This window comes from Pseudomonas sp. NPDC086112 (assembly GCF_044746425.1).
Lineage (GTDB): Bacteria > Pseudomonadota > Gammaproteobacteria > Pseudomonadales > Pseudomonadaceae > Aquipseudomonas.
Genome location: NZ_JBIVCD010000040.1, coordinates 46,995 through 58,434, shown reverse-complemented (window position 1 = coordinate 58,434; position 11,440 = coordinate 46,995). Strand labels below are relative to the sequence as shown.

The 11,440-nt window shown below is 60.1% G+C and carries 9 protein-coding genes, 1 tRNA gene and 1 pseudogene; 5 read left to right on the top strand and 6 right to left on the bottom strand.

What is annotated here, in order from left to right:
• Nucleotides 1–44: 44 nt before the first annotated feature.
• Nucleotides 45–120, bottom strand: a tRNA-Glu gene (locus ACIPLA_RS23130).
• A 396-nt stretch (nt 121–516) separates the two neighbouring features.
• Here ACIPLA_RS23130 and ACIPLA_RS23125 point away from each other — a divergent pair.
• A complete protein-coding gene (locus tag ACIPLA_RS23125) occupies nt 517–1,275 on the top strand; it encodes a hypothetical protein (RefSeq protein ID WP_185022054.1) in 759 nt (252 codons plus the stop codon).
• Between the two features lie 249 nt (nt 1,276–1,524).
• Here the strand turns inward: ACIPLA_RS23125 and ACIPLA_RS23120 are convergent, their stop codons facing one another.
• From ACIPLA_RS23120 to ACIPLA_RS23105, 4 genes and pseudogenes are all read right to left on the bottom strand, one after another.
• Entirely contained in the window at nt 1,525–2,388 is an 864-nt protein-coding gene (locus ACIPLA_RS23120) for a methyl-accepting chemotaxis protein (RefSeq protein ID WP_375154723.1), read from the bottom strand.
• Nucleotides 2,386–2,610, bottom strand: a pseudogene (locus tag ACIPLA_RS23115) (HAMP domain-containing protein); the annotation flags it as partial. The gene ACIPLA_RS23120 and the pseudogene ACIPLA_RS23115, both read right to left, overlap by 3 nt.
• Before the next feature lie 1,057 nt (nt 2,611–3,667).
• Nucleotides 3,668–5,047 (bottom strand): PLP-dependent aminotransferase family protein, encoded by a 1,380-nt coding sequence (locus ACIPLA_RS23110; RefSeq protein ID WP_401176273.1) that lies wholly within the window; start codon nt 5,045–5,047, stop codon nt 3,668–3,670.
• Between the two features lie 266 nt (nt 5,048–5,313).
• Nucleotides 5,314–6,075 (bottom strand): SDR family oxidoreductase, encoded by a 762-nt coding sequence (locus tag ACIPLA_RS23105; RefSeq protein ID WP_401176270.1) that lies wholly within the window; start codon nt 6,073–6,075, stop codon nt 5,314–5,316.
• 236 nt (nt 6,076–6,311) lie between these two features.
• On the opposite strand from ACIPLA_RS23105, the gene ACIPLA_RS23100 reads away from it, so the two are divergent.
• Entirely contained in the window at nt 6,312–7,316 is a 1,005-nt protein-coding gene (locus ACIPLA_RS23100) for an NADP-dependent oxidoreductase (protein ID WP_218397805.1), read from the top strand.
• Between the two features lie 106 nt (nt 7,317–7,422).
• Here ACIPLA_RS23100 and pyrF read toward each other — a convergent pair whose 3' ends face one another.
• Entirely contained in the window at nt 7,423–8,121 is a 699-nt protein-coding gene (gene pyrF / locus ACIPLA_RS23095) for an orotidine-5'-phosphate decarboxylase (protein WP_192343951.1), read from the bottom strand.
• Nucleotides 8,122–8,413: 292 nt separating this feature from the next.
• Between pyrF and ACIPLA_RS23090 the strand changes: the two genes are divergently transcribed.
• From ACIPLA_RS23090 to xopAW, 3 genes are all read left to right on the top strand, one after another.
• Nucleotides 8,414–9,172: a response regulator gene (locus ACIPLA_RS23090; protein ID WP_218397808.1), complete on the top strand. Its 759-nt coding sequence runs from the start codon at nt 8,414–8,416 to the stop codon at nt 9,170–9,172.
• Nucleotides 9,172–10,224 (top strand): sensor histidine kinase, encoded by a 1,053-nt coding sequence (locus ACIPLA_RS23085; protein WP_401176266.1) that lies wholly within the window; start codon nt 9,172–9,174, stop codon nt 10,222–10,224. The genes ACIPLA_RS23090 and ACIPLA_RS23085 overlap by 1 nt, the downstream gene beginning before the upstream one ends.
• A 237-nt stretch (nt 10,225–10,461) precedes the next feature.
• Nucleotides 10,462–11,310, top strand: coding sequence for a XopAW family type III secretion system calcium-binding effector (gene xopAW / locus ACIPLA_RS23080; RefSeq protein WP_401176263.1), 849 nt, complete (start codon nt 10,462–10,464; stop codon nt 11,308–11,310).
• The last annotated feature ends 130 nt before the right edge of the window (nt 11,311–11,440 follow it).

The following is an 11,440-nucleotide window of genomic DNA, read 5'->3' as shown; positions in this document are numbered from 1 at the left end:
ACCTTGGCAAGGTCGTGCTCTACCAACTGAGCTATTCCCGCAAATGGCGTCCCCTAGGGGACTCGAACCCCTGTTACCGCCGTGAAAGGGCGGTGTCCTAGGCCACTAGACGAAGGGGACACACGTACAACATTCACTCCCTACCGCGTTTCGCTGTGTGCTTTACGCTGTAAGTGGCGCGCATTCTATGGATGGATTGAGGGGTCGTCAACCCCCAGATATAAATTTATTTAAATCAATGACTTCGCCCTGCTTTCAGCAGCGATTGAGGCTTTTCCGTCGACTGACCTTTGGCGCCTATATTCTGGCATCCAGCAAGGCGCTATAGTCCCGGCCCGGATGATGGCAATGTGCATCTCACCTGCTATTTACTTATCTATCCGGCGTTACGGCCGATATAAGCAGAGCCATTGTCGATTCAACTCGTCGAGCGACCCTAGGCGCCCAAATGCCAAGCTACTACACTCGACTCGCACGCGAACCCTAATAAAAGAGGTCTTACCGGTGACACCACTCATGATCACCCTGCTAGTCGTAGCCGGGATCGCACTATTGATCGCCATTGGCTACATGAACCATGTGGTGGAGAACAATAAGCTGGAAAAGGCCCGCACCAAGGTTGAACTCAATGACCGCCTGCGTCGCTGCGGCGAAATCACCGAGACCTTCCCCGGTCAGTTGATGACACCGACCCTCAAGCTGCTGTTGACCCGTCTTGAATTGAACGTCTGCCAGCGCTTGCTGAACCTGGAAAAATCCAACAGCACCTTAAAGGCACGGATTGCCGAGCTGAGTGCCCTCGTCGCCCAAGGCGAATCGATCCCGGTCAACAACCCGCCGGCACCGATCCAGACCGAAGCCAAAGCCAAAGACGTGCGCTTTTTGCTCGAAGCCCTGCATGGCCAGATCACCCGCGCGGCACAGGACGGTTTCCTGCCGCCCAACGAAGCCAAGCGCTGGATCCGTGAAGTGCGCCACATCCTGGTCCTGCTGCACATCGAATTCTTCAACAACCTGGGCCAGCACTCGCTGCAGCAGAACCAGCCCGGCCAGGCTCGTCTGGCCTTCGAACGCGGCGTGCAATACCTGCGCAAACAACAGGAACCGCAGATTTACGCTGAACAGCTGGAATACCTGGAGAAACTCCTGGCCCGCGCCAACGCCCAGGTCATGGACAAGATCGCTCCGGTGGAAGGCGAGATGAACCAACTGACTGAAGGCCTCAAAGACGTTGAGGCTGACGCCGACTGGAAGAAAAAAGCGATCTACGACTGATCAGAACAAACAACGAAGCCACCGAAAGGTGGCTTTTTTTTGCGCGCCGTTTGCCGACGATGGGCAATAGGGCCTTGAGCCCTAATGCCGGTCAGTTAAGGTGCAGCACCTGTGGGAGCGGGCTTGCTCGCGAAGGCGGCGGCACTGTCAACATTGAGGTTGACTGACACTCCCTCTTCGCGAGCAAGCCCGCTCCCACATGAATTGCGGCGCTTAACTAACTGGCATTAGCCTTGAGTCCTGCATTGCTCAGAGCCTGAAGTGCCCCACCATCCCCTTCAGTTCAACCCCCAGCTGCGCCAACTCAATACTCGACGCTGCATTGCCCTGCATCGCCAGCGACGACTGATCCGCACTGGCGCGGATACTGGTGACACTGCGATTGATCTCCTCGGCCACTGAACTCTGCTCTTCCGCAGCCGCTGCGATCTGCTGGTTCATCTGCTGAATCAACGACACCGCTGCCGCAATGCTCCCCAACGCGCTCTCGGTTTGCAATGCATCGCTCACCGCCAGTTTCACCAACTCGCCACTGTTCTGAATCTGCTGCACCGACGACTGCGCCGCCGAGCGCAAGGCACTGACCAGCCGTTCGATTTCCTCGGTTGATTGCTGGGTTCGCTTGGCCAATGCCCGAACTTCATCGGCTACCACCGCAAAACCCCTGCCCTGCTCGCCGGCCCGCGCGGCCTCGATGGCCGCATTGAGCGCCAACAGGTTGGTTTGCTCGGCAACGCTTTTGATCACGCTGAGTACCGTGCCAATGTTCTGGATTTCCGCACTGAGGCTTTCGATGCTGGAACTGGCCGAGGTGGCCGAGTCCGCCAATTGTTCGATCCGCGCCATGCTCTGACGCACCACCTGCTGACCGCTCTCAACCTTGCCATCGGCAGTCTGCGCCGCCTGAGCAGCCTCTTCCGCGTTACGTGCGACGTCGTGCACCGTCGCGGTCATCTGATTCATCGCGGTGGCGACCTGCTCGGTTTCTTCCTTCTGGCTGCTGACTTCAAGGTTGGTCTGTTCGGTTACCGCCGACAGCGATTGAGCAGAGCTTGCCAACTGTTCGATACCGGCCTGCAAACCACTGACGATACTGCTCAGCCCAGCGCCCATTTGCTGCATGGCTTGCATCAACTGGCCGATCTCGTCACGACGGGTCACTTCAATCGTTGCACTCAAATCGCCCGCAGCGATCTGCTGAGCGACACGGATCACACTGCGCAGCGGCGCGACGATCAACCGGGTGATCACCCACGCAGCAATCAGCCCCACCAGCAAGGCCAGTGCCGAAGAACCGATGATCAACAGCGAGTTCTTTTTCAGCTCTGCCTGCATCGACAGGTCTTCGGCAACGTAGGCCTGATCCACCCGTTCCACCACTTGAGCGGCGCGCTGGTGGAGTTGCTGGTAGACGGTTTTTTCCTCTGCCAACAGTCCGGTGTACTCGGCAAGTTTTTCACTGAAACCGGCGATGTGACCGGACACTTCATTGAGGACAGTCTGGTAGCCCTCGTCCTTGATCGTGGTTTTCAGTTGCTCGGCCTGAGTCAGCGCCTGATCGGCCTGCTCGATCTTGCCCTGCCCGCCGCTGTCGTCGCCCTTGCGGCTCTGGTCCAGGCGTACGCGTGCTTCGTTCATGGCCTGCAACATCAGCCGTGCAACCTGGCTGACCTGATTGGCTTGTTCGATGAATTGCGCGCCGTCCTTGCCCTCGGATTCCTTCAAGGTATAGGCACCATCATCGGCGAGCCCGGCCTGCAGCACGTCCAGGTTATTGGCCACGCTGGATACCGACCAACTGGCCATTTCCAGTGCCAGGTCCTTGGCCTGACTCAGCGAGACAAACTCGTCAAAAGCCTTGCGATAGGCCCCCAGAGATTGCTCGACGTCATTCATGACCGGCACGTTGGCCGCTGACTGGGCCTTGAGCTGGGTCGCCAGAGCGATCAGAGCGTCCACCCCGGCGTGCAAGGCGTCCACGGTTTTCGGATTACCGTGCAAGGCGTATTCCTGCTCGAGCAGGCGAACCTTGAGCAAACCGCTGTTGAGCGACGACATCTGCTTGAGCCCGTCGAAGCGCTGACTGATGGTTTGCAGGGACCATACGCCGATGGCCGCTACCAGTGCGGTCAACAGCAGCACCAGTACAAACCCGACACCCAGTTTTTTCGCCATACCGAGGTTGGCAAAACGTCCTTGCACGGCCGAAATCATTGCGCTTAGTCCCCTGCCATTGTCTGTTGATGCAGATTCGCAACGGGCTTGTGCCAACACAAGTCTCTGGCTGCGGAATAATGGCAAAAAGCTACGCCCGCGTCGCTTTCAGAACGCTCGAGGTCGATCCTCAGGGTCTGTTGACGTTTGGCAGCGCAACGCGGTTCGTCACCAAACGTCAACAGACCCTGGCGGTGGCCTGAAAAAATGCCCGGGCGCGAGGATCACAGGCATAAGCTATGTTGATCCGCTGCCAGTCATGAGCCTGGCCGGTCGGACTGAACGCCGTCGGGCAAGACAGCAGGACACCGAAGCGCCGAGCCTGAGTGCGCACCTGAGCATAGTCAGCGTTGCGCGATCGCGCCCAGATGAACAGGCCGCCAACCGGTTTGCCGAAAACCTCCCACTCCGCGTCTTCGAGGACCTGCAAGGCTGCTTCCCTGCCAATACTTAAACGCTGGCGCTGACGCTGCACCAATTTGCGGTAGGCACCGCTGGCCAACAGACTTGCCAGCACCGACTCGCTGAACCGTGAAGCGCCCATGCTGCTGATCATCTTGACCTGCGCCAGTCGCGAAATCACATCGGCACTGGCCACTACAAAGCCAACCCGCAACGAACTGCTGAGGGTTTTGGAGTAGCTGCCGACGTAGATCACGTTGTCATCGATGCCCAGTGCCGCAAGGCGTGTGCCGGGACCGCTGTGAAAATCCGCATAGACGTCGTCTTCGATCACCCGCACGCCATGGTTTTTGGCCAGTTGCAGGACCTGCTGAGCCACCCCCGGGGTCAAACTGCTGCCAGTGGGGTTGTGATAAAAGCTGTTGATGAACAAGCCACGGGGTTTGTACTTCAGCAGCACTGCCTCGAGTGCTTCGGTGTCTGGCCCGCGCGGGGTTCGTGGCACCTCGATCATGCTGACCCCGTGCAGCCTGAGCAGATCGAACAGCATCGAATAACCGGGGCTTTCCACCACCACGCAATCGCCCGGTTTGAACAGCGTGCGCACAATCAGATCGAGCCCATGACTGGCCCCTGCCGTGGTCAGTATTCGGCTTTCATCCACCTCGATATTCAGTTGTTTCAACCGCTTGAGGATCTGCTGGCGCAAAGCAGGCAGGCCCAGCGGCGTGCTGTAGTTGAACAACCCGGCCATGTCGGTGCGGCTGACCTGGCGTATTGCGTAGCTCAGGTCGTCAGTCTCGCGCCAGCTTTCGGGCAGGCCGCCGCAACCCAGTTTCAGTTCCTCGACATGGCCGCTTTGCTTCTCCTCAACCCCTTCGAACCAGGGAAGATCGCGTTGCTCCTGAGCGGCCAGCACCGTTGTCGCGACAAAGAAACCCGCCCCGTTACGCGTCTCCAGTACCCCTTGAGCCACCAGCCGTTCACAGGCCTCGACGACACTGGATTGACTGAGCAGATTGATCCGCGCGATTTGTCGCACGGAAGGCAAGCGCCCCCCCGGCGTCACCTCGCCGCGACGGAGCCAGTCGGCCAATGCGTCGACGATTTGCTGCACGACAGGCACCAATGCCTCCCGATCGATTCTCAACTCCATGAGCAAGCAAACTCCTGTCCGTTTTGCGGGGAACAGTTAATCACAGGAGCGCACCAGGGGATGTGCGACAACGCCGTCAAAACCCTCAGATCTAATCATTTGAAACACATTGATCGGCGTCTTCACAGAATCAACGCCGAACAAAAAAATGTGGGAGCGGGCTTGCTCGCGAAGACGGTGGCCCGGTCAACATTGATGTCGCCTGACGCACCGCTTTCGCGAGCAAGCCCGCTCCCACAAGTTCCGCACCATCGCCGCCTAGAGCATTAAAACGCCGTGACCCCACCATCCACCGCCAGCGAATGACCGGTGGTGAATGCCGCGCCATCGCTGCACAGGTACAGCACCGCGCTGGCAATTTCTTCGACCTTGCCGATACGCCCGACCGGGTGCATGGCGTTGGCGAACTCGCCCTTTTTCGGGTCCGCTTCATAGGCTCGACGGAACATGTCGGTGTCGATCACCGCCGGGCACACCGCATTCACGCGAATTTTTTTCTTGGCGTATTCGATGGCCGCCGATTTGGTCAGGCCAATCACCGCGTGCTTGGAGGCTGCGTAGATGCTCATCTTCGGCGCAGCGCCCAGACCGGCGACCGAAGCGGTGTTGACGATTGCGCCGCCGCCCTGGGCCAGCAGCAACGGCAACTGATACTTCATGCACAGCCAGACGCCTTTGACGTTGACGCCCATGATCGCGTCGAACTCATCGATCGTGCCGTCGGCCAGTTTGCCTTTCTCGATTTCGATACCAGCGTTGTTGAAGGCATAGTCGAGACGACCGTAGGTATTCACCACCTCGTCCATCAGATTTTTTACATCGCTTTCCACCGTGACGTTGCAGCGCACGAAGGTCGCTTCACCGCCGGCGGTGCGAATCAGCGCCACAGTGCCTTCACCACCGGCTGCGTCCAGATCGGCGACCACCACTTTCAAACCTTCGGCGGCGAACGCCAAAGCGGTCGCGCGGCCAATACCGTTGGCCGCGCCTGTCACAACGGCAACCAGGCCAGAAAACGTCATGCTCATTGTTATGTCCTCAGAAGGAAGAATGCAGGGGATCGCGTGTGGCCAGTCTAGTCACAGGGGCGTATGGCGCGGCAGCACTATCAGAAGGCCGGTTGGGTGCCCATGAGTTGCAGTGATAGAACGGGCGCCATGACTATCACCGCACTGGATCGATGTGCATTCGCAGCGTCAGCCAACCTTGCAGCATCGCCCATGAAGGTCTATCAACAAGACTTCATTCATCTTGAGTGCCTGTCATGACTACCCAGACCAATCGCCAGTTCCTGCTCGCCAAACGTCCCGTGGGGCCGGCCACCCGTGAAACATTCACCTATCAAGAAGTACCGGTCGGCGAACCGGCGGCGGGTCAGATTCTGGTCAAGAACGAATACCTGTCCCTGGACCCGGCCATGCGTGGCTGGATGAACGAGGGCAAGTCCTACATCCCTCCGGTCGGCATTGGCGAAGTGATGCGTGCATTGGGCGTAGGCAAGGTCATCGCCTCGAACAATCCGGGTTTCGCCGTGGGGGACTACGTCAACGGCGCCCTCGGTGTGCAGGATTACTTCCTCGGCGAGCCACGAGGTTTCTATAAAGTCGATCCGAAACTGGCACCGCTGCCGCGTTATTTATCCGCGCTGGGCATGACCGGGATGACCGCCTACTTCGCCCTGCTCGATGTCGGTGCGCCGAAAGCCGGCGACACCGTAGTGCTGTCGGGCGCGGCTGGCGCGGTGGGCAGCATTGCCGGGCAGATTGCCAAGATCAAAGGCTGCCGGGTGATCGGCATTGCCGGCGGCGCGGACAAGTGCAAATTCCTGATTGACGAGCTGGGTTTTGATGGCGCCATCGACTACAAAAACGAAGACGTACACGCCGGCCTCAAACGCGAGTGCCCGAAAGGCGTCGACGTGTATTTCGATAACGTCGGCGGCGATATTCTCGATGCCGTGCTGAATCGTCTGAACATGAAGGCGCGAGTGGTGATTTGCGGTGCCATCAGCCAGTACAACAACAAAGAAGCGGTCAAAGGCCCGGCCAACTACCTGTCGCTGCTGGTCAACCGCGCCCGGATGGAAGGCTTTGTGGTGATGGATTACGCCGCACAGTTCGCCGCTGCCGGGCAGGAAATGGCCGGCTGGATGGCCAAGGGGCAGCTCAAGAGCAAGGAAGATATCGTTGAAGGACTGGAAACGTTCCCGGAGACGCTGATGAAGTTGTTCAGCGGCGAGAATTTCGGGAAGTTGGTGTTGAAGGTATAAAAGCTTCGCGGGCAAGCCTCGCTCCTACAGGTTATGCGCGATATCAAAATTGGCGCATAACCTGTAGGAGCGAGGCTTGCCCGCGAATGGTTTTAGCGAGCGCCGATTAAGCGAGCTCTGCCACTACATCGGCCAACGCCTTCGCCGGATCCGCCGCCTGGCTGATCGGGCGGCCGATCACCAGGTAGTCGGAACCAGCCTCCAGCGCCTGACGCGGGGTCAGGATGCGGCGCTGATCGTCCTGGGCGCTGCCCGCCGGACGAATCCCCGGGGTCACCAGTTGCAGCGACGGGTGAGCGGTTTTCAAGGCCCGGGCTTCCAGGGCCGAGCAGACCAGACCGTCCATCCCGGCCTTTTCCGCCAGCGCGGCCAGACGCAGCACCTGCTCCTGCGGCTCGATGTCCAGACCGATACCCGCCAGGTCCTCACGCTCCATGCTGGTCAGCACGGTCACGCCGATCAACAGCGGTTTCGGGCCGCTGCGCTGATCGAGCACTTCACGGCAGGCAGCCATCATGCGCAGACCACCGGAGCAGTGCACGTTGACCATCCACACGCCCATTTCCGCAGCGGCCTTGACGGCCATGGCGGTGGTGTTCGGAATGTCATGGAACTTGAGGTCCAGGAACACTTCGAAGCCTTTGTCGCGCAAAGTGCCGACGATTTCCGAGGCGCAACTGGTGAACAGTTCTTTACCGACTTTGACCCGGCACAGCTTCGGGTCCAGCTGATCGGCCAGCTTCAGTGCGGCGTCACGGGTAGGGAAATCCAGGGCGACGATGATAGGCGTCTGGCAGGCGGACATGAGTGGGCTCTCAGGCAAGTCGAAATCGGCGCGCATTGTAGCGGAACCAGCGCCGCTGCGGGACCCGGTGATCGGTAATTCGTCGTCGCGGCTTAGACAAGACTAGCTCCTGCGGCAATTGTGTCGAGTTCGGTACACACACGACACGCCCACAACACCCTTCGGCGCTACCCTCGGCAGCCGCAACAGGTCCTACAGCACTTCCCGCCTCACGGCCGGACGCCTATGCTGAAGCCACAACCTCGCAGCCTATCTTTGTGGTTGGCAGCCTATCTGGCAGATGAACGCACGCATGCACAACTCCCCAGCACCTCTGAACGACGATCAAAAAGCGCCGGCCGACGATAAACGCTGGAGCATTCGCGCCCTGATCGTCGACGATGACGTCCCGATCCGTGAACTGATGATCGACTACCTGGCCCGGTTCAATATCCACGCCAGCGGCGTCACCGATGGCGCTGCCATGCGTCAGGCGCTGCAAGCCGAGCATTTCGACGTGGTGGTGCTCGACCTGATGCTGCCCGGCGAAGACGGTTTGTCGCTGTGCCGCTGGTTGCGCGCCGAATCAGACATCCCGATCCTGATGCTCACCGCCCGCTGCGAACCCACTGACCGGATCATCGGCCTGGAACTGGGTGCCGACGACTACATGGCCAAGCCATTCGAGCCACGGGAGCTGGTCGCACGGATTCAGACCATTCTGCGTCGGGTGCGCGACGACCGCACCGAACAGCGTGCGAATGTTCGCTTCGACACCTGGCGCCTAAACAGTGTGCTGCGCCAGTTGATCGCCGCCGATGGCCTGGTGGTGCCGTTGTCCAATGCTGAATTCCGTTTGCTCTGGGTGTTCATCGAACGTCCGCACCGGGTACTCAGCCGCGAACAACTGCTGGACGCCGCCCGTGGTCGCTCGATCGAAGCGTTTGATCGCAGCATCGACTTGCTCGTCTCGCGCCTGCGCCAGAAACTGGGTGATGACCCGAAAGCCCCACAGCTGATCAAGACCGTTCGCGGCGAGGGTTATCTGTTCGACGCACGAGACATCGGCTGATGCGTGCGCGCTTCGATACGCTGTTCGGCCGCCTGTTTGGCGTGCTGCTGCTGGCGATCGTACTGGCGCACCTGTTGGCGTTCTTCTGGTTCAGGCATTACGGTCCACCGCCTCCCCCGCCTGCGCCGTCGGAATTTTCCGAGCGCTTCGACGGACAACGCCCACCACCTGACCCGCGCTTCGGCAACCGGCCGCCACGGCCGTGGTTCGGCGGGCCGCTGGTGCCGCTGACCTTTCAGTTTGTCTCGCTGATCATCGCCGCCTGGTACGGCGCCAAGCTGCTGACCCGCCCGATTCAACGCCTGAGCGACGCCGCCGAGCGCCTGAGTGAAAACCTCGATAGCCCACCGCTGGATGAGTCGGGCCCACGGGAAGCGCGGCAAGCGGCGCACACCTTCAACCTGATGCAGAAGCGCATTCTTGAACAGGTGCAGCAGCGCTCGCGGATGCTTGGCGCGGTGTCCCATGACCTGCGCACGCCGCTGTCGCGGCTCAAGCTGCGGCTGGAACAGATCGACGACGACAAGCTGCAAGGCCAGATGCGTCAGGACCTGAACGACATGATCAGCATGCTCGATTCCACCCTCACCTACCTGCACGAACAGCGCACCAGCGAGGCGTCACAATGGATGGACGTGCAGGCGCTGGTGGAATCCCTGAGCGAAAACGCCCAGGACCAGGGTTCCAATGTGCAGGCCAGCGGCCATTGCGCCCCGTTGCAGGTTCAGCCGATGGCCCTGCGCTCGTGCATCAATAACCTGCTGGACAACGCCCTGCGTTATGCCGGGGACGCGCTGATCACGCTTGAGGACAGTCGCGAGGAACTGGTGATCCGGGTCATCGACCATGGCCCGGGTATCGCGGCGGATAAACGTGAAGCGGTGTTTGAGCCATTCTTTCGCCTGGAAGGTTCACGTAATCGCAACTCCGGCGGCGTCGGCCTGGGCATGACCATCGCCCGGGAAGCCGCGGAGCGGTTGGGTGGGCAGCTGAGTCTGGAAGAGACTTCCGGTGGCGGCCTGACGGCGGTCATCCGCCTGCCGCGCGTCTAAATCACACACAAATCCAATGTGGGAGCGGGCTTGCTCGCGAAAGCGGTGTGTCAGGTGACATCAATGTTGACTGTGCCGCCGTCTTCGCGAGCAAGCCCGCTCCCACAAGATCGTAGGCGGGCCTGATATCTGTTTGTGTACCCATCGGTACAAACCCCACATACCCACGACAACTCACCCCTTGAGGCTGCATAAGCCGGTGCACTCACCGGTTTCCCATTCCAAGGAGTGAGCACAATGATCGGCAGTGTCAGCAGCAACTACACGAGCTATACCAGCACCAGCAGCACCTCCACCAACAGTGCCCGCAGCCAGCAATTTCAGAAAGAACTGCTCGCCAAACTCGACAGCAACAGCGATGGCGCGGTGGATCAGGACGAGCTCACGAGCGCCCTGTCGCAGAAAACCGATGACGGTTTGCTGGTCAGCCTGAGCAAGAACTTCAGCGACCTGGACAGCGACGAAAGCGGCAGCCTGAGCAGTGAGGAAATGGCCGCGATGACCCCTCCGCCGCCACCGCATGATCAGGCCCCGAGCACCGAACTGGCCGATGCGCTGATCAGCGCTCTGGACACTGACGGCGACGGCGCCATCAGCAGCGATGAACTCAGCAACGGCCTGACCAGCGCCGGCAGCACTGCCGACAGCACGGAAATCTTCTCGGCGCTGGACAAGAACGAAGACGGCACCGTCAGCCAGGACGAACTCGTCGCCAGCCTGACCCCGCCGCCTCCACCACCTCAGCAGGCGTCCAGCGAAGAGCTGTTCAGTCAGCTCGATAGCGACAGCGACGGCAGTGTCACCGCCACCGAACTGAGCAGCGCCCTGGCCAGCGATAGCACCTCGTCGACCAGCACCGACACCAGCGCCGCACTGCTCAAGATCCTGGACAGCGACAGCAGTGGTGGCGTCAGCAGCGATGAACTGAAAAACGCTCTGCAAGCCGGTCGCGAGCAGAATGCTGACAGCTCCACCGATCAGTTCAACGTGACCGAAGCCCTGAACAAAATGATCGCCAACCTGAGCAAGCAGTACTCGCTCGACAACGTGGCGACCGTGGGCAAATACCTGAACGAGGCGACCTGAGTCAAAAGCTTCGCGGGCAAGCCTCGCTCCTACGGATGTGCAGGGCCTCGCTCCTACGGATGTGCAGGGCACTGATGCCACGTACCCCCGTAGGAGCGAGGCTTGCCCGCGAAGAGGCCCTAAGCCCCAA